Consider the following 24,745-nt stretch of genomic DNA (forward strand, 5'->3'; position numbering starts at 1 on the left):
CCCATGAGAGTTATATTGATCAGTCTTGGTACTTTATTTGTGATGGGAATTCTTATTCTCATGGTGCGTATTTGGGGAATGTCGCAAACTTTCCCGGAATATCCGCACGAGTTTTTTAACGCCGGCCCGGTAACGACCATCGTAAAAGCCGACACCCTCGACAAAGTCCGCGCGATTTTGGCAAAAAAATCGGACGCGGTGATTTGGGTGGATGTCCGTATTTCTAAGGACAAAGTGGCGTTTTCCCTGCCCCCAGCTCGTGATCGCGAATTCCTCGATATGAAAAAGAAGCTGCAGGATGAAAATCCGCAGACTCCGATTTTGATCGGAGGAAAATTGTCTGAGTATCCTTGGGAGCAAATTAACGAGTTCTACAAAACCACTCCTGCGTTGAAAGAATACTACGAACAGTTCCCGCAAACACGTTTCGTTTTAAACGTTGTCGATAATGTTTTAGACGTGCACACAGCCGTGATTTCTGCGATTGAAGGATTGAATCCTGACAAGCGCACAATGATTCAAAGTGAAGCAAACGTCATTATGACAGCAATCAAAGATTTGAAGCCGATGTGGGTTTATGGAACTGGTACTCCAGATCTTGTGCGCATGTTGAGTTTTGACTCTTTGTACGTGTTGCCTGCGATTCAATTTAAAGGTGACGTGTTCATTGCGCCTATTCAGATTTCAAAACGTCCTGCATTTAATGCCGATGTGATTGCAGAAATGCGCCGTCGTCATAAGAAAATCTTTTTAGGCCCACTGACTTCGGCAGATGACATTAAAAAAGCCCAGGAGTTTAATCCAGACGGTTACATCTACGAAAACCTTGAGCAATTTTAGGGACATTTGGAGTCCCCTTCCGGTATATCGAGTTCAACAAAAGGAGCTTTTATGAAATCCAAAGTTTTGTTTTTTCTTTCTCTTATTTTGAGTTTTTCAATCGCAAAAGCGGGAGCTCCGGATAAGTCTTTCCGTATCTGGCCTTCGATTCCTTTTGTGCGCGGTGCGGACCTTTGTGCTTACAAAAATAATTACGACTCAACTCGCGCTGAGTACATGAACAATATGGTGAATCTGGCGTCGCAACTGATGTACATGGGTTCATATGGTTCAGAAGCGGCTGCCATTCTTAAAAAATTCAACGACCTTTATGAGCTGAACAAGCGCACAGGTGCTTACGGCATTGATGTGACGTTGGAAAATTCATTTAAAGCTTATTTGGATCAAGTGTATCGTCAGGTTCGCCCACGCACCAAGAAGCTAGTATTCTTCAACCCGGGCGAAGCGCAAGCATCGATTGGCGGATCTCCAGTAATGCGGGACTTGGGTTACATGATGTATGGCTCCTACTCTTATGCTCCAAACTGCGCTGGCGATATCTATGTGACATTGTCGGTTGTGAATCGTAACTCTGAAATTGAAACATTCCATGCGAATGGCACGCCTGCAACAGTCATGGGCTATTTGGCTGAACAAGTTTTCAAGCATTATCAAAGAACACAATTCCCAAGCACGATCAGCAATCAAGGCAAAACCTTGACCGTGATGGGTGCGCTGAATGGCGATGTCGCTCAAGTTGTTGGAACAAGAGCTGCCATGATGGCTTGTGCTTCTATGCAAGGACGTCTGCCAACCGCTCAAGAGTATATGCTTTTGGAAGCATATGGTCCTTGGGAGGGCGGTTTGGATTTAGGAAGAACACCTTGGGCGATGGATAACGGTTATGTTTTCCATCCAGTGATGAGAAACCCTTCTCCGGTTTTCTCTGAAACAAATCTGAACGATAAAGTTTTTAATTATATCTGTGTGAAGTAAAAAAAAGGGGCTTTCAAAGCCCCTTTTCTTTTTCAGCTTATCTTGGAACTAGAGTGAAACTCTGACCACCCTGAGAAAGCTCAAGGCAACTTCCTTTGAAATGATAGTTCATACGACTGCGCTGCATAGATACGCTAGGAACAGGAACTAAACGGCACGCTTAAGAATATCATTTATCAAGCTTTGATAGGCGATACCTTCTTTGCGTGCTTTCTTTTTGATTTTATCTAGTACCGATTCATCAATTCGGATTGAAATCGCTTTTCTTGGCGCTTCTCCGACCAAAGGCCTTCCCGGTCTCTTAAATTTCTTTTTAAGTTCCTTATCTGTGAATTTGGGAATGTCGGAGTAATCTATTTCAGAATCTTTTACGACCTTTCGAGTAGAACTGCCTTTCACTCTGGTTTGCAGTTCTCGCACTGATAACTCGGTAATATTCGATTTCTTTCGCATCTGACGAGCTCCTGTGAACTCAATTATATATTGTATATACTTAATTAGAGACAACGGCAAAACTCGCAAAATAGATCGGGCCAATATTGTTAGATTGTTTTTTACTCCTCTCGCTGAGGGGCTTGGTATTTTGTTATTAAGCCCCCGTTTGCGGCGCCAACCTTGCAATAGGAAAAGGCACAGAGGAAAACTATGGCAGTCTTCATTTTATCTCTATTTAAACAGCGATCTCGCGCCCTTATAGGGCTGCTGTCTAAAGTTTTGACACTGCTTCTTTTTGCTCATTTGCCAGCTAAAGCGGCCCGTCCTCAGAATTGCTCTCCTCAAGACCTTTTTAATCGAGACCAATATGTTTGCGCAGGGGAAATTGTTTATGCGCAAGACAACCGAAATTCTTCTCGTCGCTCGATCGGTCCATTGAAAATTGAAGGTACCAGCTCTACCGAAGTGGCGATCCACGATATTAAATCAAACTCTCGATATAATCTTAGCAATATCACTTTCAGCTTCGCGAAAACGGCGGGCTGTGGAACGAATAAAATCTGCGTAGGCAATTTTGTGCGCGCAACGGACTATGATGACACGTTTAAAGTTGTTGGAATTTATGCCTCTAGCAATGAGCGTGGTGAGCAATTCGCGGTTGCTGTTTGTCGTGATCGCTCTTGCTCGACAACATCAGAGCCTTATTTCAACTTTGAAGGTCGCGAACTTTCCAAGGCGCAAGCTGTAAAGCAAGAGTTTGCAAAATCAAAACGTATCGACAGCCAAGTTCTTCAAGAATTGCAAGATCAATTCCGTCCATTTGATAATATCTCTCCAGCGCAATACGTGGCTTTAAAGAAAGCAAAGAATAGTTCCCTGATTGAGGCGCAAAGAAATCTTTCTCAATATCTTCAGTCAACAGTCACAGAGCTTTTACCACAACCAGGTCGTGCGAGTGCGGAACAGATCCGCCGCGCCAATGATTTACGTCAGCAGTTCTTTGCAAGTCCTACGATGGTGCAAACTGGTTTTGAGATTTTATCAAATGAGCTTTTAAAACCTGAAAATCAAATTCAATGTTCTGTTGTCGTGAATGCACTTCGTTTTACGGCTTTGGGATCCGATCCGTGGGGCCGTAAAGCTCCGGGACTTGATTATGTTCGTAATCAACTTCTCGTTGTTCATTTTTATGCTTCCTATGTCAGAGATATGATGAAGAATGCTCTGCCTTGCCAAGCAGAGATCAACAGTCAACCGATGGTGCGCCCTGAGCTGTATGAACAATATCACGAAGGCTGCTCTGATGCTGCGGATACAGAATGCGAATTAGATCGCAACAGATACGTCGATGCGGAAACTCGTTTGGGAATTATGAAAATGGCGAGAGCCTTTAATGACCGAGACAGTTTTGATTTCGAAGGTGCGATAAAAAGAAAAAGCGGTGGCTTGTTTGGAAATAAACATGGATTCATCGCGCGCTACACGAGCGACGGCCTGATGAATTCGGCAAGTTCGTCTGAACGTGGTCGTGTTGGCTTGGTTTTCTACTATGACTCTCTTCAATTAGATGGAGCGATCCTCAATAGCTCTGTTTCTTATGAGCCTCTCAACAACAGATGGGCTGCACCTGCAAGCCAAGTTCCTAATTTGAACTCTCAGCAAGTGATGTCGCTTTATAGCTCTTTTGCGAAGGAGTTTTTGAAATGAAAAACTTTATTCTTGTTCTAATGCTTGTTATTTCCTTCGGCATTCATGCAAACGCATCAATGAGTGACACCGCAAAGAGCGTGGATAAAGCCGCCTTGGCAGACCTTGAAAGAGAATTTCAATCTTTCAAAGGCATCACGATGAATCAGTACCTTCAACTGAAGAAGAACCACAATCCGGAGCTCTTAAGCGCGCAAAGAATGATGCATCAGTATATTCAATCTTCTATCGTGCAGCTGGTTTCAAATCCCGGTGTGGCCACCGAAGAAGAACTTCAAGCCGAGTTCCACCGTCGCCAACAGTTCTTCAAAAGTCCGGTCATCTTCCAAACGGGCCTTGAGATCATCGCTCATGAACTTTTAAAACCGGTCGAAGAAATGAAATGCTCGACTGTTGTGACGACTTTGAGATTTATTGCCTTAGGAGTTGATGGCAATGGCCAAGAGACCCCTGGCCTGGATTATGTTCGCAATCAGCTGATGCTGATGCATCTTTATATTGCTTACGTTGAAAACAAAGAGAAGAACTCACTCCCTTGTCAGCAAGAAATCTTGGACTATACGATCCAAAACCCATCTCTAAAAAATCAATACCGTCCTGGCTGCAATCAAAACTCTTGGGACGTGAGCTGTCATACAGACAAAGGTAAATTCTGGGATTCAGAAACACGTTTAGCTTTAATGAAAATCGTGCGCGCTTATAATGATAGCGATAATTTCTATTTTAACGGTGGCGGTGGTCGATTCCGCTACGGAATTTTAGGTACGGGCAAAGGATATTCTTCAAGCTACGAAACTGGAACTTATCTTGATGCACCAACAGTCAAGAACCGGCGGCCAGTTCTTATGATTTATCAGTATCAAAGACCACGCCCAAGTGGGTCACTCTTTGACAGCCAAATGCAGATGTCCAATTTTGAGGGCCGAGACGTTTCGCCAAGCGAAGTTCCGAAAATTAATTCACAGCAGGTTTTCGATGAATATCGCAAACTTGCTGAAGGCTTTTTAAGGTAGTAGGTGCGCGATATGAATAAATTCATTTTTGTCATCGTGTCCTTGGTATTATCAAGCGTTACGTTCGCGAATTCGACGGTAAAGAACATGGATTTGCAAGCTCTTGCTGATCTGGAAAGTGAATTCAAAGTCTTTGAGAAGATCTCAATGGCTCAGTACTTACGACTGAAGGAAACTAAAGACGCACGCCTTGTGAATGCACAGACTATGGTTCATCAGTATATAGATTCGTCTGTACTACAAGTTGTGCCTGCCCCTGATAAGGCTACTCAAGATGAAATCAATGCTGAGTATGAAAGACGCGAACAACATTTCCACAATCCCGTCATGTTTCAAACGGGACTAGAAATTATCGCGCATGAGCTTGTAAAGCCCGCGGATGAAATGAAATGCCCGCTTGTTTTTAAAACACTTCGTTTTCTCGCTTTGGGTGTCGATGGTTTAGGTAAGACCACCCCAGGTCTTGATTACAGACGCAATCAGTTGATGCTTCTGCATCTTTACGCAGCCTATGTTTCAAACTCCGAGGAAAACGCATTACCTTGCGAAGACGAACTGAATTCCTACATTCGCGCTAATCCTTCTTTAAAAAACACCTACCGCCCCGGTTGCGAGCTTCAGCCATGGGATATTACGTGTCTTGTTACTAATGGAAGATACGGCGACGTTGAATCTCTTATCGCCGCTGTTAAATTGGCGCGCGCTTTCGGCAGTCGTGATATTTATTCTTTTAATGGCGGCGGAGGATCTTTTCGCTATGGAATTTTTAATACAAAATCTGGCTTTCAAGGCAGATACAGAGCTGAAACATACTTCGATTCTCCTGAACAGAAAAATCGTCGCTGGGCAAAGGCAGAGCTCGTTTATTCAAATCCTCATCCAAAGAATTGGCTTTTCAATAGCAGTCTTCGTTTAGCAGGGTTCGACTATCAAGACTCAGCAGTTGCTCCTGCTCATGAAATTTCAAAAGCTTATTCTGATTCAGTGTTCATCGAATACGGAAATTTGGCCAAGAGCTTTTTAAAGTAGCTTCTCGGCTACCGACAGACTCAACATTATTCACGCCCCAAGCTTCTCGTCTTCTTTTCCGAACCTGTTGGCAAAATATCTTGTTGCGCCGAACATTTTTACCATTTCAAGTTAACAGGCAGCTTTCGCTGTCCCCGACATACAAGTCATGATCATAAAGAAAGCTGCCTGTGGATCCACGTAGCGGGCGGCATCGAGTAGTGACTTATTCTTGTCGCTCAGTTGCTTTTTTCTTTCTAAGAAGCCTTCCGACAGCGTTACTTTTAGATAAGTGAACTTATTCGTCTCAAATCCCGTCAATGGAAAGCGATCACGCACTCCCATTTCATCAGCCTTAGCGGTGAAATCCATTTTCGTTGTCAGTGCACTCGCAAGCATCTTCACACGCACGCTGTCCATATATTGCGGTGAAAATTTCAGTGCAAGTTCTGGAACTTGCGGGTCACGGGCGATCGTCACGTCGATAAGAGTCGGCAACGTGCCTGGTTTACCTTTTGTGCCTTCCAAAAACTTTTGGATCTTGGGGTCTTCCATCAAGTAACGAACATTCTCTGGACGAGAATACTCAATCAAATTCACACCCAGGTTTTCTTGCGCAAAAAGCCAGTTGGATTCTTCAAACATATAAGGACTTCCCGGAGCTGCGAGGCGCGTGCCGGAAAAGAAGGTCACGATGTTTTGTTCATGCATTTCAGAGCGAGAGAGCTTGATCATAGTTCCCTTTTTAAACGTTCAATAAGCACATAATCACATCAATGTTTATAAATAAGATATTGTGGGTATTTGTTTTAAGGCAATGGCTTTTGGAAAATGTAATCCTAAGTCTATATGTCTTTTGATGGATAGGACCTCGAGCCGATGTTCTTCAGAAAGAAGTTGTGTCCAAATGAAAAAAAAGGGGTTCCTATGAAGGCATTGGCATTCTTACTGCTGTCTTTACCGGTATTCAGTTGGGCGCATCTCGTGGGTTTGCAAGCACTGGATCCGCATTTAACTCCCAAAGAAAATTTGAAATTTGATTTTGGGAAAGTTCCACTTAACGAAACCTACTACACTATTTTCACACTCAACGCGCCTAAAGATAAAGATCTTAAGATCTCAGAAATCGGAATCACCGGTGAAATGTTCCAAGGCTATACCGAATGTGGCGACACTTTACCGAAAGGGACAAGTTGTGATTCAGAGATTGATTTCACCCCCACCTCACTTGGTCCACACAAAGGACAATTTTGGGTGCGCACGGATCAGGGAGATGTCGTTGTTGATCTCACTGGTGAAGGAGTCGAAGCTCCCTCAAATTAGAGTCGATTCTAGACGAAGGACCTGCGGCATCACGTGTCGCAGGGTTGAACTAGGATGCATTTGCGCATAATCTGTTACCTTCGGAGGTAAAGATTATGTCCGCGTTGAATTTCATTAGTGTGGCTGAGGCCGCACCCTCTGTTTCGGTGAACACAAGTTCAGTCGATGCAATTTTTCAAGCAAGCCCTATCGTTCAGCTCACTCTTTTGATGCTGATCGTGATGTCTGTTTTCTGTTGGGCAATTGGCTACATGAAGTATCAGACTTTTAAAAAGATGAAAGATGCTGACGAACTTTTTCTCAATAAGTTCTGGAAAGTAAATTCCCTCGACACTTTGTACGAAGACATCGACCAATATAAAGATTCTTCAGTCGCTCGCGTGTTTAAAGCAGCTTACCTAGAAATGAAAAAAATCGCGGAATCTCCGCTGATGTCGAAAGCCCAAGGTGATAAACCGATTCTTTCCGGTATCGACAACTTAGAGCGCGTTTTAAATAAGTCTGCTGAGAACGAAATCGCAAAATTGGAATCTCGCCTGACGGTTCTTGCTACAACAGGAAGTACCGGTCCCTTCATCGGTCTTTTCGGAACAGTTTGGGGGATCATGGGATCTTTCCACAAAATCGGTCAAACGGGTTCAGCAAGTTTGGCAGTTGTGGCTCCAGGTATTTCCGAGGCTCTGATCGCAACAGCGATTGGTTTGGCAACGGCGATTCCTGCGGTTGTTTTATACAATAATTTTATCTCTAAAATCCGCAAACAAGAGATCACGTTGAATAACTTCAACGCAGACTTCTTGAATATTGTGAAGAGAAACTTCTTTCAAGGGAACTAATCATGGGAATGGGTAATGGCGGAGGAAAGAAAAGCCGAGCCACACTGAGTGAGATTAATATCACTCCCCTTGTCGACGTGATGTTGGTTCTCTTGATTATGTTCATGGTAACAACTCCGCTGATGCAACAAGGGATTGAAGTTGATCTGCCAAAGACGTCTTCATCAGGTGTTGAGCTCAACGATGAGCCTTTTGTTTTAGTTATTAACGCCGATCAAAAAATGACAGTCGCAAAACAGCGCATTGCCATGCAAGATCTGCGTAACAAAGTAAAAGCCATCTTCGAACATCGAAAAAATAAACAGGTATACATCCAAGCAGACCGCAAGGTGGATTATGGCTTCGTCGCGGAAGCTATGGCAGAAGTTCGTGCTGCTGGCGTATTTAATATCGGCCTTATCACAATGCCTAAAGACCAGTGAACGAATTAGAAAACGAAGTTGAACAACAAAATGAGCAATTCACCCGCGGCATAGGGGTTTCCTTTGCCCTGCATGCGCTCTTGATTTCTTTCTTCACTTTGAAAGCAGTCTTTTTTACGCCTGAACAAATCGATTTCACTCAAGCCGTGCGCGTTGACATGGTGGGATTGCCAGACAAAGTCGACCCCAAAACTTTGCCGGCACCAAGTGAAGCCAAAGAAAATCCGAAACCCGCTCCAACTCCCAAGGCTGAGCCTTCTCCCATTGTGGAAAAACCAGCGGAAAAGGCTCCACCAAAAAAAGTGGAAGCCGTGAAACCAGAATTGCCAAAGCATCAGCCGAAGAAAGATGACGGCATTAATCTAGAAAAGAATAAAGCCAGCCAACAAAGCGCGATTGAAAAATTAAAAGCCATGGCAGCTTTAGAAAAAATCAAAGATGAAGTCGCGGAAGAGAAAAAGAAAACTCCTCCTCCAGGAACTGGTAAAGATGATTCAGGCGCTGCAAAAGTAAAAGGGAACATGGTTTCTCCAGGTACTTCTCTGACAGGCCTCAACAAACTTCAGCATGATACTTATGGTGCTGATCTCGATCGTCATATCAAGCAGCACTGGGCATTGCCTGAGTGGTTGGCAAAACGTGACCTCAAAGCGCAAGCACGTGTTTTTATTGATACGCGCGGAAATATTTTGGGACGAAAAATAGTTAAATCTAGTGGAAATCCCAGCTACGATGAAGAAGTATTAGCGACAATTGATAAGGCAGCTCCATTCCCTGCCCCCCCTGAGAAGTTTCAGGCCGTTGTATCCGTCGACGGAATCCTTATTGGATTCCCAGAATAAGGAGGATTGAATGAAATCTGTAATCATGACTCTTGCCGTGGTGCTTTCGCTGGCACCAGCTGTTTCACAAGCCCAAGAAAATGGGATTTATATCAAACTTGGTGAAGCCCGCACGAAAAAGAGTTTGATGGCTTTTCCAGCTCTTCAATATTTTGGTTCGCCATCTTCATCTTCAAAATATCAAAGCGTTGGCGCAGAACTTTTTAACGTCATTAACAATGACCTAACGGTTTCTTCTTACTTTCAATTCATCAATCCAAGTGCCTTTTTAGAAGATCCTTCTAAAACGGGATTAATGCCTGCACCAGGCCAAGCAAATGGATTCAAATTCCAAAGCTGGTCCGCAATCGGTGCTGACTTCTTGATCCGCGCAGGGTTCTCGATTGCGGGTAACGATGTCACTCTGGAAACTTATACATATCATGTCGGTAAGGCTCAGTTGATCTTTGGCAAAAAGTATAAAGGCCCGACTTCAAGTGCTCGCCGTATCGCCCATACTTTTGCAAACGACGTTTTAAAACAACTCACTGGAACAGAGGGAATGTTCCTTTCGCGCGTTGTTGTTTCTAGCGATCGCACAGACGGCAAAACTAAAGAAATCTTTGCGATGGATTGGGATGGCGAAAATGTTTCCCAATTAACAGCTCATCGTAGTATCTCAATTTCTCCTGCTTGGTCTCCGGATGGAAAAAAAGTTGCTTACACTTCATACGTTAAAAAAGTGGGCTCGAAATTCAGAAACGCGGATATGTTGTTGCTCGATCTAACAACAGGGAAGCGCTCGTTGATTTCCTATCGCCCTGGTATCAACTCTGGGGCTGCATTTGATTCTGATGGCCAGTCAATTTATTTGACGATTTCTCAGGGAACAAATCCTGATATTTCGAAAATCGATCTTTCCGGTAAAGTCATCGGTAAAATCACAAACGGTCCTGCAGGTGCGATGAACGTAGAACCTGCGGTTTGCCCTGGTGGAAATGTCTTGGCTTTCTCTTCTGATCGCGCTGGTAAGCCCATGATCTACACTTCAAATAAAGACGGTTCAAATCCACAACGTCGTACTTTCGCGGGTGTGTTCAACTCGTCTCCTTCATGGTCTCCTGATTGCAAAAAAATCGCATTCGCCGGACAAAGCGAAGATCACTTCGATATTTTCGTGATGAACGCTGATGGCACTGGAATGATTCGTCTGACGTCAGCTAAAAAAGCCAATGGTCGTTGGTCTTCAAATGAAGATCCTTCCTTCTCTCCAGACGGTCGCTTTGTGATGTACACATCAAACCGCACTGGAAAAAATCAGATTTATATTTCAACAGTCGACGGCACAGAAGAGCGTCCAATTACTCGCGACAATAACAACTACTTCAAACCAAAGTGGTCGACTAACATTGAGTAATAATTCTTTCGACGAACAGCTTCGGGTCGAGCGTCACGAGATCTGGTCTCGTAAGGCCCAAGCTGCGAAAGAAAACTCCGAAACTCCACAATCGATTTGTCATTCGTGGAGTTCCGCAGCTGACCTTCTTTTACAGAAAGCTTTTAAGCATTGTTTTCCCAATCAAAAAATCGCACTCTTCGCCTTGGGAAAACTAGGTTCGCGTGAATTAAATCTCAGCTCTGATGTCGATTTACTTTTAGTGACTGATGAGCTTTCCTCCGAAAATCTTTCTTCGCTCCGAAGATTCCAAAAAATTCTCCAAGATCGAAATGCTCACGGGTTCGTATTTCGCCTGGATTTTGATTTACGGCCCGGCGGAAAACAAGGACCCTTAATCCCCAGCCTTGATCAATTCAAAGATTACTATGGAAATTATGGCGAAACTTGGGAGCGCTTGGCTTTTGTGCGTTTGCGCGCCATAGACGGCGATCTGCAACTGATTCATGAAGTTTTATCTTTCGCGAAAAAATTCTCTTTTAGAAAGCATTTGGATTTTACGCTTTTTGAAGACTTGAAAACTCTTCGTACCAAAATTCAGAATCACTATTGGGGCCGCAGTCTTGATAATCAAATTGATCTTAAACTCGGTATTGGCGGCATTCGCGATGTAGAACTCTTTGCCCACGCTTTGCAGGTCGTGCACGGGGGAAAAGATCCGAGCTTGCAAGTGCACGGGACGACGGAAGCTCTTGCCTTGCTCGCAAATAAGACTCTGCTTCCCCACGACGAAGCTGATTTTCTCAGTAATCACTATTGGAATCTTCGTCGGTTGGAAAACTACGTTCAGGCCTTAAATGATGAACAGACGCATCTTTTAAAAATTAACGAGACTCACCCTGAATTTATCTCTCAGGCTATCGTCACGCTCAAAAATGAAATGAACCGTTGCGACAGCATCGTCAAAAGCCTATTGGGTGAAGCCCCTCAAGAAATTTCACTTGATGAGGAGCTCTCGCGGTACGGATTACAAGATTCAGAGCTGCAAGAACTCTGGCAAGATATTCTGGGACAAGAAGTTCTCTCAAGAAACAAAACCCGCGATGAGCTTTCCAGAAAAGCATTTCTGATCGAGTTTCTCGAAACCTTGAAGAAACAAGGCGGCGACATCAAGCGCGCTTTGTTGCTCTTAAAGGATTTTATTTCCGGCACGCGGGCCAAAGCGACATTTTTTACTCTTTTGCTTCGAGAAAAAAATCTTCTCCAAGAAATCGCCTGGCTCTTTGGACACTCCCCCTATCTTTCAAGAATTCTCTGCAGTCGACCTGAACTTCTCGATAGCTTTGTCTATCGTGCGCAAGACGCACAGACAGACGATCTTGCGCAGCTCTTAGAAAATCTTACCGAGAAAAGGTTATTATCAGAGGTCATTAATGGCAGTGAATTTCTGGAAGATAAAAACCTCCCACCACTTCTCGAGAATCTGACTTCAACCGCCGACGCCATCGTTATGGCACTTGCAAAAGAACTTAAAAAAGAACACCCATCGCAAGTGCAAATTTTAGCACTAGGAAAATGGGGCGGCCGCGAACTTGGATTCCGCTCTGATTTAGATTTTATTTTCGTACTGCCACACGAAGCAACCGACGTTGACTTTAAATTCGCTCGCCGATTTATCAGCCGCCTTACCGAGCCCCATCGCGGCGGCAGCATCTATCCCATTGATATGCGCTTAAGACCTTCAGGAAAAGCAGGCCCATTGGTTATGCATTTAGAAGATCTGCAAAATTATTTGCAGAACGAAGCCGTTCCTTGGGAGCGACAAGCTTACTTGAAAGCTCGCTGGGTCGGTCACAATGAAAAACCTCTGGCACAAATGTACATCCAAAAAGGCCTTACCACAGAAGATCTGCAGGAACTGGATCGCATTCGCCAACAGCTGCAAAAAAATTCCGGCCCCATTGATTTGAAATATGGCGACGGCGGGTTGGTTGACCTGGAGCTGGCGAGCCAAGCCTCTTTGCTCGTGCAAAAGAAACTTCCGCAGGACACATCGACCTTGTCATTCATTCGAGAAATGGGACCTTCTTCTGAGACTCTGGTGGCTAACTATAATAGACTGCGTCAGATCGAGCAGATGCTCCAACTGGTGGCGTCAGAATCTCTCTCGGAAGTGAATCCAAATGATGAGTCCTTTCCACGACTTGCCATGTCGCTTCATTTGTCTCCGTCTGATCTTTTAAAGGAAGTCACTGAGCTTCTTGAGTCCAATCGCGTACTCCTTAAGGGACTTGACCCACGCCGAGGCCCTCACTAATAGTGGAAGGGTTGCACAAACACCACTAGGGAGAGAAATCATGTCAAAGAATATTGATGTGAAGAAGGTTCTTTGGATTTACGTTTTCGCGTTCTTGCTCGCAGCTTTTAGTTTCCGCGCTGACGCTCAAACAAATGAAACAAAGACAGACGACAAGGCCAAGGTAGAAGCATCGACGAAAGAAAAGAAAGATGCTAAGGCCGACAAGAAAGCCGATAAAAAGGCTGATAAGAATAAAGACACAAAGAAGGGAACACCAATGTTCGCAGTATTCGAAACAAGCAAAGGAAACTTCAAAGTAAAATTCTTTGCTGATAAAGCTCCAAAAACAGTTGAAAACTTCGTAGGTCTTGCTGAAGGCACTAAAGAGTGGACGAATCCAAAAACTGGCGAAAAAGTTAAAAAGCCATTTTACGATGGTTTGACTTTCCACCGCGTGATCAAAGATTTCATGCTTCAAGGTGGATGCCCACTTGGCAACGGAACTGGTGGCCCAGGCTACCGTTTTGATGACGAATTCCCAGCTGGTTACTACAAACACTCGAAGCCAGGCATGCTTTCAATGGCAAATGCGGGTCCTAACACAAATGGTTCACAGTTCTTCGTAACAACTGTTGTAACTCCTTGGTTGGATGGTCGCCACACGGTGTTTGGTGAAGTTGTAGAAGGCATGGACGTTGTTCACGCTATCGAAAACTCTAAAACAGGTCCAATGGATCGTCCGGTTGAGCCAATCATCATCAACCACGTAAAAATCATTCGCGAGTAGTTTCTAACGAAACATTCCGAAATGAAAAAGCCGCAGGAGACTGCGGCTTTTTTTATGCCCAAAATTTGAGTGCTTTGATTACGTATTTTGACGGCGCACTTCAACCATGTCGACTTCTTTGGCCTTGGTCACGATCTCTTCCAAAATATCTTCTGGCAAAGCGCCTGCTTGAGAAAAAATAATATCGCCTTCTTTGATCACCATGAGTGTCGGGATCGACATAATCTCAAAAGTTGCTGCGAGTTCTTGTTCGTCTTCAGTATTGAGTTTTAAAAATTTCACATCAGGATGGCGAGCCGCCACTGCTTCAAATACAGGTCCGAATCGCTTACACGGTCCGCACCAAGGTGCCCAAAAATCAACAATCAAAGTCTGATTGTTCTCAACCATCTCTTTAATATTATTACGTGTAAGATCTACGACTGCCATAGGGAGTCCTCCTGCTCTTATCAGGGTCTCACTCTCCCTATGAGATTCCTAGTTAAAACTTTGTGCGAAACACTCACATCAAATATAGATGGGCTGCCAAATAACAAAAGCCGAGGTTTTTAGGCCTCGGCTTTATGAAGTGCTATTTAAAAGAACTTATTAGCAAAGTTCTTTGATTTTCTTAACAGCAGCTTTTGCTTCTGCTTCAGAAACGCCTTTTACTTCTTGGTACGCTTTTACCAACGCTGAGTTTGAGTCCAAACCTTGTTCCATGTGGCGATCTTGGGCCTCAAGGATCTTCGCGATATTGCTCATTTGTGTTGGTTTCCAAGAGTCGATTTGACCTTGTTCAATTTGTTTCACAAGCTCAAGAGTTGCTTCGTCGTTACGGTCTTTTGCGCGAGTTGCATTCGACAAAAGCTTAAGTGATGCAGTTGAAACGTCAGCCAAAGCTTTACCTTCTGCAGTACCAAGGCTCTCACCGTAAGTTTTTCTAGCAACTAGATCCAAAATCAAACTCATGCGCTCATTGCTTTTTGCGCCATCTTCACGAAGATAGTCTCTCAAACCAGCATCTTTACCAGTGATTGGCAGTTTTGCTAGCAAACGATCTTGAGCAGATCTTTGACCCGCTTCACCGAGTGATTTGTAAGTGATAACTTTACCTTCTTTGTCTTTACCGTACAAAGACTCTTCGATTTTCGCTTTCGACTCAGCTGCGCGCTCCAACATTTTTGCTGGGTGAGCTGCTAGTGCAGAAAAACTCATTGTTGTCGCCAAAACCATTCCCAAAATTGCTGTCTTTTTCATCTTCTCTCCTTAACTGTTTAATCTTTTTACAGAGCCGCCAATTTGGTTCCTTTTTCCAACCTATTCAGCGTCTCCGTAGGTTTAAATCTTTCAATTTCTAATTACTTCAAAACTCGTTCCAAGGATCCAGGGGTTATTGACCCGCTGGCGCCGTCATACGCCCTGAATTTCTAAGGGCTTTTTCTGTCTCAGGATTAGACTTCGTTTGTGAAACAGACTTCGTTTCATCATCATAAATCTTGTTCCAGCTCACCGCATTTGCGATACGGCCATAATTCGCCATTTCATCTGCAAGCTTACTGAGTGAATCCAGAGCCACCTTGGCCACGGCCTTTTGATTGTCGTTCAGCGCACGCACCATCACTGGGATATCACCTTCACCACCAACTAGGCCCAATTGCAATTTAACCGTATGAAGCGATTTTTGAATCGTCTCAACTTGAGACTCAAGTTCGTCGTTCATCAACGAACTCTCGATACGCTCACGGCCACCAATTTCTTTAATCTGAATCTTCTTAAGAAGGTCAGATAGGCCGATCATATTTTTCTCAATCTCACGAACTTCAGGAACTTGAAGTTTACGCTCTAACGCTGTTTCAAGAGAGAAATCAAAAGAGCGTTTCGGGAACATGATTTCCTCAAGGATCGCAAGGTACATGCGCTCTTCTTGGAACATAGCCTGCAAAGCTCCGTTACCAACCGGACCTTGATTCAAAGAGTTTCTGCCGTTTTGGTTTAAACCAAGTTTGTTATAGACAGAGTTAAAGAATCCTTCTTCGCGTTGATAATAAAGCGAGCGCACCAACTTCACGACAATTTCATCGTAGCGAACACCAAAGGCATCAAACGCCGACTTCATTTGTTTTGTCGTGTAGAAATCCCACCAATTTTGGAAGTTTGAATTCTCTTTATGACCGACGATAGAGGCACGCGCGGTCTCACGAATATAGTTCAAGAAACCACGGTATGTTTTGCCATCTTGAGAAATCTTATAAGTGTAAATTGAATCCGAAGTCATATAAGCTTTTGTGGAGTTGCACTCATTATCAAACTTGTGTTTCGCCGGACGAATCATTGGAGCTCTAAAGTTCGAAGGAAAACCTGTTGTTTCTTCGACCAAAGCGTCGCCGTTTGTGATATCAGGTCCACACACCATCTGCATAAGATAATGATCCACCAACATATTTGCTCCAAACATGCTGGAACCTTTTCTAAACTCAAGGCCTGATACAAACTTTTGTGTCGATGGAGCAAATTGGAATCCCATGACGTAACCACGGCCTGGCTCCATCTGAGGAGATGGCGCACCCAAAATATTAATTAACGCCAAAATCACTCGCGAATATGCATCTTCAGGGTTGCGCATTGCGGGAGCCATTTCTTGGCGAAGATTGTAGAGCGCTCTTGCCACGACTTTATCATCTGTGCTTGTGATCATTTGATGGAACTTTGCCATCTTCTTTTTGTCTTTAACTTCAAGGTCATTTAAAAGAGCCCCGAACTGGATGTAAGCCGAAGCCTCATCCGCATCCTCAAAGTTTTCAGTGATATAATTCGGATTCAGAATCGCACCCGGTTGCATCAAGCGCGCGATAAATTTCAAATTGTCGCGTTGATAACCTTCAAACATTTTAGGATGTGTGACCATGGCATCGTACGCTTCCGGGCGCACGTTGTATGCTTTTAGACCTGTAAGTGGATATGGAATCTCCAATGGCTTTACATAACCAAGATCAAAGCGAGACGTGCGAATGGCGTTGATGATTTGCGTATAGAACTCGTGGCTGGAAGCATATTTTCCTGTCAACTGTTGCAAATGCATGTTCCAGTTTTGATGAGCTTCATAAACGTCTGCCAAGTTCGTCATGCGCCAGTCAGTCATACGTTTTTGGAAGTACTTAAGGCGATCTTCCAATGTGCGATCTTTAGCAATCCACTCGGAAAATTCTTTTGGTAAAAGATTTGGCAAGAAAGGTTCTGCTTTTGGCTCAACCCAGTTTGTCGTCTTAAGGTAATTCAAACGCTCAACAATGGAATTATTGATGTCGTAGAAATCACTGCCGTCAAAAAAGTTCTTCCATGCATAAGTCACAATGCGATTTAACCATTCGTCGATTTGAACAAAGGCTGTGATTTGCGCTACTTTACCTAGGCCGTGAACCAGAACCGCACGAACTGCAGAGACTTGAACTTTACCTGGAGCAAGAGTTAAAGCCACATCAACGCCTCTTAATTTTAAGAGTCCGCTTTTACCCATACTGAAACCTGCTTTAACAAGCTTCTCTGCTTTCGCAGCCAAGAGAGTTGAAAGAAGCATCGAAGTCAGAGACGGTGCTAATCTTAAATCAGCGAAATTTTCCATCGCTTTCACACATGGCTTTTCATCGACGCCGGCTTCTTTGTCTTTTTCAGTCACTGGCTTTTTGAGTACACAAGCCTTGATGTTCGGATCACCCGCGACATGAGAGAAAATACTTTGCGCCAAGAAACCCGCTGTCATTCCCAAATACGGAACGTACTTCATGAAAGCAGGATTGTTTGTCATCGTCATGAGCTGAGTTGACGTCAAATTATTGAAGTACATGAATACTGCAAAACCCGCCATTCCCATTGGCGACAAAGAATGCTCAATGTGTTGTTGAAGACCTACTGGATTGTGTGAGTTATTAAGAACCAATTGTCCAAATGCCACAGCTCCCATACCTAGAAAGAAGTAAAGAGATTCCATGGGATAAGCTTTAAGAGTGTGCGTGGCTGCACCTAAGAGTTTGCTTTGTTTGCCTTTTGTTTGCTGAGTTCCTTCAACCGCACTCATCATTTCTTGAATACGTTGTTTAACGACTTGTGGGTCTGTGACATCAAATTTAATTTCAGCTTTTGCTTCCGTGTACTTATATGAGTTCTCACCAATCTTTTGCAAAGTCGGCATGTAACCCTGAGATGAAGCCGTCAGAGACGTTGCGCTAAATGCTGACGAGGTCGTCATAACAACCGCTAGAAAACTACAAATGATTTGCTTTGCATTCAGCATGTTCTCTCCATCTGAAAATGTCTCAAATGGAATAAGAGCAAGGCTTGGGCCTATTCTCGGGGGTTTAATTCGAGATGGTAATGATTTGCCAGCGGTGAACCCATTTTGGTCACGGGCCTGTCAACAAACTCAACGTTTCAAAATGAGACAGCTTTAGAACTCATTGTCATCTGGCGGAGGATTGATAATTGTGCCACTGGCACCCTCACCACCGAGATTGCGAATTTCCGAGCGAAGATAAGACGAAGAAACCATTTTCACAGAATAACCAGTTGTTCCACCCACCACACAGTTTCCTGCTGTGGCTGGATTTGGCTCTTCAGAATCTAAACATTTTCCAAATCTCTGTGTATCAAGTGAATAATCCAAAAGATCTTTACCCACCCAGCCAGTCAAAACGTTGCGCCAATCTTTGCTGAGGAAAGTGAATTCCTTTTCCACCACGTCTTGCATACCAGAGTCAGAAATCGCTCGGTATTGATCTTTGATACTGAACTCTTCCAGATTGTACTGACCGGATTTAAATCCTTTGTGATAACCGATATCAGGGCGAAGAACTTTTCCCGAAGCAACAAAAGCCTTACCTGGACCCGCTAAGAAACCATCACGGATGCGCGTATAGTAGTTGCGATAAAAATCAGGTTCAATCGAGTAATAAGCCATATCAAATGGATCTGGGAGAACCGCCATCAACTCAAGGTTGCGCATTTTTGACGGAGCATTGGTCGCCGAATCCCACGCCAGAATATCCCCTGAACCTTTAGAGAAGTTAAACGGAATATCGTCCCAATCAGCAAAGTTCGGAGCCGTCGACCCTTCGTAAAGATCTGAACTTGTCACGTAAGAATCGTTTGCGCCCGTTGCAAACATATTTCTCCAGCCTGGATCCATTTCGTAAATTGCTTTACCATAGAAGCCCAGCATCTTGAGCGTTTTTAAACCGTACCGATCGCCAACAAAACGGCTGTGGTTGACAGCACGAACAGCTTTTTCTTCTTCTTTTTGATTGGCGGTTTGCAAAGACGCGATATCAGACACTCGCGGAGGCGCGAGCTTATCCATTTTGTCGCCAACGCTTGAGAACTTCGAACCTTTTGGCCACGTTTCTTTGTACCAAGGACCGATGCGCCCCCCGAATGGTTTATAAAAAGCGCGAGCTTTTAAGGTGACTCCACCAAATGGTGAGAATGGAATTTTTGGTTTTGCCGTCGCCGAAACGCCGACGTACGCCATGCACCAAGGATTTTTCTCTACACCTAAAGAGAAGTTGTACGTGTCATTCAAATTTGATCGATAACCAATGAAACCAGAGAGCTGTCGGATATCATTCGCAAACGTCATTTCATCCCAATAGTTCGGTGCTGACGTTTTTTTATCACTCAAGTTTCCAGTGAGTTCTTTGGAAACAGTGTTAATTCGGCCACCGGTCATATCAGGACATTCGTTGTCGATATATGAAAAGCCAGGATAAATTTTAATCGGTGTTAACCATTGCGCTGGCAAGTCTTTATCACCCCCGCCCATTGCATTACAACCATCTGCACCTAGCGAGTTGTAAACTTTGAATGCAAGGTCGGAGTTATTATTCGCACTAGTTAAATTTTTCTTAAGTGTATTGGCAATACCTTCGCTGACCAGAGATCCATCAATATCGTAAAAGTCGTCTTGCTTATAACTCAGACCTTGAGACAAAAGAGAAATCAAATACATTCTCTCCCCTTGGTCCACGTTGAAGGCAACCACGAATTTACCCAGCATGTAGTAGTTGTACGATCCCGCGAGCTTACAACGTTGAGTCAGATTGTCTCTCCATACTTCCGAAGCACGTCTGATGGCGCCAGAGAAAACTTGGTGACCTGCAATTAATGGAGGAGCATTGAACACGGTGATACCGCTTCGATTAGCCATGTCTTTACATGTATTTTCATTCGGCGGCATGCCTTTGAATGGAACGTAAGTGATGCAAAACGCCGGCGCTTCTTGAAAGTTTTTTTGTGGGCCCGGTGTATCGGTCACGATGTCATCAGTCGACATCTGAAACTGATGTGTGGATTTGCTGTATGGATGCGCTCTGAATTCTCCCGCGCTTCCGATCATACGATAGCGCCATGCGAGCAATTTATAACTCTGGCGAATTTGATAATTCGTATGCGCAATCGCGTTCATTCCTTCTGCTTGTTTCATCGCGCCGTAATAGGCCGCAAGGTCCACAGAATTTTGCAGATTAATTTTATGATGCACGAGTAGACCGACATTAATCACCATCGCGAAAAATAGAAATAGAATTTGAAAAATCAAAGCCACAAAGAGTGCGACTTGACCCTTGCGATTGGTAATTTGAGAAAAGGTGCTGCGATTACTAAACATGTCTGTGCACATTGTCTCGTATCAGAGGACAGGACGCAACAACTCGACCTCGAAAACTTTGACTTGTTCTATAGTGGGATGACAGACTTTGTACCAAGATCTCAGAGAGGAAACCCCGACCATGGTCCGTAGATTTTTCGCATTTGTTTTAGTATTTATTTGTGCTCTCTCATCGGCTCACGCGGATGTTCTCTTCGAGGGGTATTCCAAAGTACTCGCGGGTGATGCTCAGATTGGCTATATCGTCAGCCGCTACGAGTTTGACAATAAAAAGAAACAATTTCTTTCTACGTATTTTCTTAAAACCGGCAAGGGAGCTTCGGAAATCACCGAAAGTGTGAAAGCCGTTGCCGATTCTGAGCTTGCCCCTATTTCCTATGAGTACACAAGCTTAGCAGGCAAAGAGATCAAAACCATCGACGCCCGCTTTAAAAACGGCACGATGACGGCAAATGTGAAACAAGGTGGAAAAATTCAAAAAATTGAAAAGAAAATTCCTAAGGGGACTTTCCTTTCAACCTTCCTCGTTTACTTGATGCTAAAAAGTAAAGAGGGCTTAAAATCTGAAACCAAATATGAATACTCAGCTATTGCTGAGGAAGATGCAGCCATCTACAAAGGTGAAGCTCTGGTTGGAAAAGAAGAAACTTTCAACGGCTTCAAAGTATTTAAAATCTTGAATACTTTTAAAGACACGAAGTTCTTAAGCTACGTTAATGAACAGGGACAAGTTCTTGGCACCAACGCCCTCGCTCAGGGAATTGAAACAAAACTTGTTGGTTCTCCTGAAGAAGCAACTAAGGATCAGCCCTACAGCGCAAATATTCTGAAAACACTTTTCGGAAATATTCCCGCCGGTCTTGGAAACGTCGTTGCTGAATCTGAAAAATCAAAAAGGGATCAACTAAAAGCCCCTCCAGCTTCGAAAGAAGTGGGAGTTCCACAAGGGCAAGGCATCATTATCAAAGCTCAACCTGATAAAACAGAAGGTAAAGGAAATTAGTTCTCATGAGCATGAATCACGTTATTGGACAGCACTTTTTTATCGGTATTTCTGGTCACACTCTTACACAAGAAGAAAAAAGTTTTATCGTCGACAATAACATCGGCGGAGTTGTGCTTTTTGGTCGCAACGTCGCTGAACCCAAACAAGTTTGGGAACTTTGCCATGAGATTCAATCTCTTCGTCATAAGATGGCCGACAAAGCTCCGCTCTTTATTGGTATCGATATGGAAGGCGGCCGCGTTCACCGCTTGAAATCGCCCTTCACGCAATGGCCAGCTGCTAAAAAACTTGGTGATCTAGATGCGCCTACAGTGTCTTTCCATCTCGCAAACCGTTTGGGCTTGGAACTGCAAGCCGTCGGTATCAACCTTGATTTCGCTCCAAGCGTGGATGTTCTTACCAATCCAGCTAACACTGTGATCGGAGATCGCGCGATCAGCTCTGATCCTGAAATGGTCGCCAAACACGTTTCTGCCATCATCCGTGGTTTTATCAAATCCGGCGTTTTGACTTGTGCGAAACACTTCCCAGGTCACGGCAACACTTTACTCGACAGTCACTTGGATCTACCGGTTGAGCAGTCAGATCTAGCACGTCTTGAAAGCTTAGAATTGATTCCATTTAAAAAAGCCTGCAAGGCCCGCGTTGACATGATTATGACTTCGCATATTAAGTTCCCGAACATCGATCCCGAATGGCCTGTGACTTTGTCTGAGATCTTTATTCAAAAAATTATTCGCGATGAGTTCCGCTATCGCGGATTGGTGATCACAGACGACCTCGGGATGAAAGCCATGTCCGACAACTACGGTGTTGAAGAAATCCCGGTACGCGCGCTTAAAGCCGGCGTGGATTTACTTTTATATTGCAACGAACCCAATGTCCCACCGCAAGCTCTTGAAGCCGTGCTCGGAGCTGTGGCGCAAGGATCGCTTGATAAAAACACCCTACAAAACAGCTATCAAAGAATTTTGGATGTGAAAAAAGCGAAGCTCGCAAGCTTTGGAGCTTTACCGTTAACGGACGCTTTGAATGTCGTAGGAAATCCTGAGCATCTGAAGATCGCGGCGGCGGTGGCCAAGGGAGAGATCCCTGATGGCCTCCTCCCAGAACATGGTTAGACTACAAGATCGATGATCGCGCGAAATCCGTGATTAGCAGACATCGCAGTCAAGATTTGGCGGAGTGAAGAAATATTTCTTCCGCCAGCTCCGATAAGTTTTCCTCTGTATTCTTGAGGTAGCGAGATTTTATAGATCGTCGTTTTCTCACCTTGAACATAACTGACTTCGATAATGTGACTACCAGCCGTCATTTCACCAACAACTGATTTCAATGTACTCGCAATACGATTTCGTACTTCGTCCATTCCTGTTTCCATGGGAACAATAACCTCACTCTTTACTAGTGGATAAAATGTGATGGCTTTTCTGTTCTCTCAATAAGATTTTGCCAAAACTCAGAAATAACCACTTTCACTTGGTGACATCAGGACTCTTCGATACGGCGTACCTTTTTTGGTCAGACATGAAATTTTTCCCCGACCACAATGTCTTAAAGCGCTCGCAGACGAGTTGGAACTGGCCCAGGAATTGATAATGCTCCTCTAGTACCAGAGGAGTTTGTATGGGTTTTGACTTAGAAAAAGACCAGCAACAAAACAACAATCAATTGAGTTTGTTTGATTATAAAATGCCTAAAGCAGATTTTGTTTCGTCTTCAAAAGGCGACGCATATGATTACAACGCTTGGTTATTGGCACAAAAACTCCCTGAAAAATCCAAAACCGGTCGCTTCTTAACTTTATCTGCAGCACTTCATGCGGCAGCTGTTTTGTTTGTCGCTGTTGTGGCTGTTCCACTTGTTGAAGAAGTGAAAACAGACACCATCACAATTGAAATTGAAGATGTTCCACCAGTGAAATTCACAGCAGCTCCAAAAGGTATCATCACACCACCAACTCAAGGTGGAGAGATTGCACAAGAAACTCTTCCGAAAGTAGAAGAGCTTGAAAAAGCTGGATCTCCAGATGACGTTATCGCTCCAGCGAAAGCTCCGACCGTAGCTCCTGTTGCAGCAAAACTTCCTGAAAAAGCTCCTGCACCGGTGAAAGCAACTCCTTCAGTTGCGGCCGCTCCAAAAGGTGGAACTGTTGCTGAGAAAACTGATTTCAAAGCTGTGCCGATGACTGTTGATGATATCGCGGCTCCTGAACTTGATAACGGAGCGCTTGCAGACACTAAAGTTGAATCTAATTTCAACGAAGACTTCAATGAAGACTTCGCGAAGACAGATGCTTCTCATAAAGCTGCAATCGAAAACGAAGAAAAAAGCATTTCGGCGATGGCAGCTGCCTTGAGCGATGAACAAAACGAAGCACTTGATTCTGCCGAAGCTGAAACAGCAGATGAAGCAAATAAACTCGCGGCTCTTCAAGACCGCGTTCGTGAAAAGAATGCGCAAGCCGTGGCTTCTGCTCTTGCCGCGGAAAAAGCAGCCGCTCTTGCAAAAGCTCGTGAAAAAGCCGAGCGCGAAGCCGCCGCCAAACAAGCTGCCGGAATCGGTGGTAATGGAGGGGGCCGCGGAACTGAAGAAGGTATTGGCGCCGGTAACAACGGTGACGCCAATGTCGCTTCCAAACAGGTTTCTGGAGTTCCACAAGGTGTGCGCAGTTTAGATCAGCTTCGTCAAATGCCAGGCAACCCGCGTCCCCAATACGAACGCCAAGAACGTTTGCGTGGTGACCAAGGTGCGGTTGTATTTGTGGCTTACATTTCTAAAGAAGGACACCCATCACAATTCCGCATGTTGAAATCAACGGGCTTTAGAAATTTAGACGCAAAAACTTTGATCGCGCTTAAAAAATGGCGCTTCTATCCAGGACAAGAAGGATGGGTTGAACTTCCATTCCGTTGGGATTTAAAGGGTGGAGCCCAAGAAGACGGCGGACTTCTCCGCAGCAAAGTATCGCAGAACTAATACGATCTGCGATCTCAAAACGTACAAGCTAAAAAAGCCTTTGGGAAATCCCAAAGGCTTTTTAGTTTTAAACGAAATTTAAACGCTTTAAAAAGAACTAGTCTTTGAAAAGTGCTTTAGCAGACTTAGTTGTACCTTTGTTGCGAAGAGTAGCTTTGCGTTTTTTACCGCTAGTAGATTTTTTCTTTTCGCGGATGTACTCAGTCTTTTTAGTTTTAGAAGCCATTTCTTACCCCCAGGGATTTTTTTAACAGAGCGAGT

Annotated in this window: 23 protein-coding genes; 15 read left to right on the forward strand and 8 right to left on the reverse strand. The window is 44.1% G+C overall.

The window, feature by feature from the left end; genetic code table 11:
* The first annotated feature begins 3 nt into the window (after positions 1-3).
* Together ACLWOR_RS06315 and ACLWOR_RS06320 are read left to right on the forward strand one after the other, a co-directional pair.
* Positions 4-840 (forward strand): hypothetical protein, encoded by an 837-nt coding sequence (locus ACLWOR_RS06315; protein WP_413939836.1) that lies wholly within the window; start codon positions 4-6, stop codon positions 838-840.
* A 51-nt stretch (positions 841-891) separates the two neighbouring features.
* Positions 892-1,815, forward strand: a complete 924-nt coding sequence (locus ACLWOR_RS06320; RefSeq protein ID WP_413939837.1) for a hypothetical protein — start codon at positions 892-894, stop codon at positions 1,813-1,815.
* Between the two features lie 147 nt (positions 1,816-1,962).
* On the opposite strand, the gene ACLWOR_RS06325 is transcribed toward ACLWOR_RS06320, so the two are convergent.
* Positions 1,963-2,268: a BrnA antitoxin family protein gene (locus ACLWOR_RS06325; RefSeq protein WP_413939838.1), complete on the reverse strand. Its 306-nt coding sequence runs from the start codon at positions 2,266-2,268 to the stop codon at positions 1,963-1,965.
* Between the two features lie 192 nt (positions 2,269-2,460).
* Between ACLWOR_RS06325 and ACLWOR_RS06330 the strand changes: the two genes are divergently transcribed.
* From ACLWOR_RS06330 to ACLWOR_RS06340, 3 genes are read left to right on the forward strand one after another with little or no spacing between them, the layout of a single operon-like run.
* Positions 2,461-3,957: a hypothetical protein gene (locus ACLWOR_RS06330; RefSeq protein WP_413939839.1), complete on the forward strand. Its 1,497-nt coding sequence runs from the start codon at positions 2,461-2,463 to the stop codon at positions 3,955-3,957.
* Positions 3,954-4,970, forward strand: coding sequence for a hypothetical protein (locus ACLWOR_RS06335; protein WP_413939840.1), 1,017 nt, complete (start codon positions 3,954-3,956; stop codon positions 4,968-4,970). Before ACLWOR_RS06330 ends, ACLWOR_RS06335 begins: the two co-directional genes overlap by 4 nt.
* 12 nt (positions 4,971-4,982) lie before the next feature.
* A complete protein-coding gene (locus tag ACLWOR_RS06340; RefSeq protein ID WP_413939842.1) occupies positions 4,983-5,999 on the forward strand; it encodes a hypothetical protein in 1,017 nt (338 codons plus the stop codon).
* 111 nt (positions 6,000-6,110) lie between these two features.
* Here ACLWOR_RS06340 and ACLWOR_RS06345 read toward each other — a convergent pair whose 3' ends face one another.
* Positions 6,111-6,713, reverse strand: a complete 603-nt coding sequence (locus ACLWOR_RS06345; RefSeq protein ID WP_413939843.1) for a hypothetical protein — start codon at positions 6,711-6,713, stop codon at positions 6,111-6,113.
* A 192-nt stretch (positions 6,714-6,905) separates the two neighbouring features.
* Between ACLWOR_RS06345 and ACLWOR_RS06350 the strand changes: the two genes are divergently transcribed.
* The 7 genes from ACLWOR_RS06350 (at position 6,906) to ACLWOR_RS06380 (ending at position 13,862) form a co-directional block, all read left to right on the forward strand.
* Complete coding sequence (locus ACLWOR_RS06350; RefSeq protein ID WP_413939844.1) at positions 6,906-7,301, forward strand: hypothetical protein; 396 nt, start codon at positions 6,906-6,908, stop codon at positions 7,299-7,301.
* A gap of 95 nt (positions 7,302-7,396) precedes the next feature.
* Positions 7,397-8,137 carry a protein TolQ gene (gene tolQ, locus ACLWOR_RS06355; protein ID WP_413939845.1) on the forward strand — a complete coding sequence of 247 codons (741 nt, stop codon included), beginning with the start codon at positions 7,397-7,399 and terminating at the stop codon, positions 8,135-8,137.
* Between the two features lie 2 nt (positions 8,138-8,139).
* The gene (locus tag ACLWOR_RS06360; protein WP_413939847.1) at positions 8,140-8,559 is read left to right on the forward strand and encodes an ExbD/TolR family protein; all 420 of its coding nucleotides are present in this window, start codon (positions 8,140-8,142) and stop codon (positions 8,557-8,559) included.
* Positions 8,556-9,401 carry a TonB family protein gene (locus tag ACLWOR_RS06365; RefSeq protein ID WP_413939848.1) on the forward strand — a complete coding sequence of 282 codons (846 nt, stop codon included), beginning with the start codon at positions 8,556-8,558 and terminating at the stop codon, positions 9,399-9,401. Before ACLWOR_RS06360 ends, ACLWOR_RS06365 begins: the two co-directional genes overlap by 4 nt.
* A 10-nt stretch (positions 9,402-9,411) precedes the next feature.
* Positions 9,412-10,797: a translocation protein TolB gene (locus tag ACLWOR_RS06370; protein ID WP_413939849.1), complete on the forward strand. Its 1,386-nt coding sequence runs from the start codon at positions 9,412-9,414 to the stop codon at positions 10,795-10,797.
* Positions 10,790-13,093, forward strand: a complete 2,304-nt coding sequence (locus ACLWOR_RS06375; RefSeq protein ID WP_413939851.1) for a glutamine-synthetase adenylyltransferase — start codon at positions 10,790-10,792, stop codon at positions 13,091-13,093. The genes ACLWOR_RS06370 and ACLWOR_RS06375 overlap by 8 nt, the downstream gene beginning before the upstream one ends.
* Positions 13,094-13,133: 40 nt before the next feature.
* A complete protein-coding gene (locus ACLWOR_RS06380; protein WP_413939853.1) occupies positions 13,134-13,862 on the forward strand; it encodes a peptidylprolyl isomerase in 729 nt (242 codons plus the stop codon).
* 78 nt (positions 13,863-13,940) lie between these two features.
* Here the strand turns inward: ACLWOR_RS06380 and trxA are convergent, their stop codons facing one another.
* From trxA to ACLWOR_RS06400, 4 genes are all read right to left on the reverse strand, one after another.
* The gene (gene trxA / locus ACLWOR_RS06385) at positions 13,941-14,291 is read right to left on the reverse strand and encodes a thioredoxin (protein WP_413939854.1); all 351 of its coding nucleotides are present in this window, start codon (positions 14,289-14,291) and stop codon (positions 13,941-13,943) included.
* Between the two features lie 159 nt (positions 14,292-14,450).
* On the reverse strand, positions 14,451-15,101 hold the full coding sequence (locus ACLWOR_RS06390) for a hypothetical protein (RefSeq protein ID WP_413939855.1): 651 nt from the start codon (positions 15,099-15,101) through the stop codon (positions 14,451-14,453).
* 133 nt (positions 15,102-15,234) lie between these two features.
* Positions 15,235-18,132 (reverse strand): hypothetical protein, encoded by a 2,898-nt coding sequence (locus ACLWOR_RS06395; protein ID WP_413939856.1) that lies wholly within the window; start codon positions 18,130-18,132, stop codon positions 15,235-15,237.
* A 153-nt stretch (positions 18,133-18,285) separates the two neighbouring features.
* Complete coding sequence (locus ACLWOR_RS06400; protein WP_413939857.1) at positions 18,286-20,499, reverse strand: Tad domain-containing protein; 2,214 nt, start codon at positions 20,497-20,499, stop codon at positions 18,286-18,288.
* 121 nt (positions 20,500-20,620) lie between these two features.
* On the opposite strand from ACLWOR_RS06400, the gene ACLWOR_RS06405 reads away from it, so the two are divergent.
* Both ACLWOR_RS06405 and nagZ read left to right on the forward strand, forming a co-directional pair.
* A complete protein-coding gene (locus ACLWOR_RS06405; RefSeq protein ID WP_413939858.1) occupies positions 20,621-21,502 on the forward strand; it encodes a hypothetical protein in 882 nt (293 codons plus the stop codon).
* 5 nt (positions 21,503-21,507) lie between these two features.
* A complete protein-coding gene (gene nagZ, locus ACLWOR_RS06410) occupies positions 21,508-22,626 on the forward strand; it encodes a beta-N-acetylhexosaminidase (protein ID WP_413939859.1) in 1,119 nt (372 codons plus the stop codon).
* On the opposite strand, the gene ACLWOR_RS06415 is transcribed toward nagZ, so the two are convergent.
* A complete protein-coding gene (locus tag ACLWOR_RS06415; RefSeq protein ID WP_413939860.1) occupies positions 22,623-22,886 on the reverse strand; it encodes a KH domain-containing protein in 264 nt (87 codons plus the stop codon). The two genes, nagZ and ACLWOR_RS06415, sit on opposite strands and share 4 nt — an antisense overlap.
* A gap of 245 nt (positions 22,887-23,131) precedes the next feature.
* Between ACLWOR_RS06415 and ACLWOR_RS06420 the strand changes: the two genes are divergently transcribed.
* A complete protein-coding gene (locus ACLWOR_RS06420; RefSeq protein ID WP_413939861.1) occupies positions 23,132-24,484 on the forward strand; it encodes a TonB family protein in 1,353 nt (450 codons plus the stop codon).
* A gap of 97 nt (positions 24,485-24,581) precedes the next feature.
* On the opposite strand, the gene ACLWOR_RS06425 is transcribed toward ACLWOR_RS06420, so the two are convergent.
* Positions 24,582-24,710: a hypothetical protein gene (locus ACLWOR_RS06425; protein ID WP_413939862.1), complete on the reverse strand. Its 129-nt coding sequence runs from the start codon at positions 24,708-24,710 to the stop codon at positions 24,582-24,584.
* Between the last annotated feature and the right edge of the window lie 35 nt (positions 24,711-24,745).

Origin of the sequence: Bdellovibrio sp. HCB2-146 (assembly GCF_047345725.1) — a bacterium.
Taxonomy (GTDB): Bacteria; Bdellovibrionota; Bdellovibrionia; order Bdellovibrionales; family Bdellovibrionaceae; genus Bdellovibrio.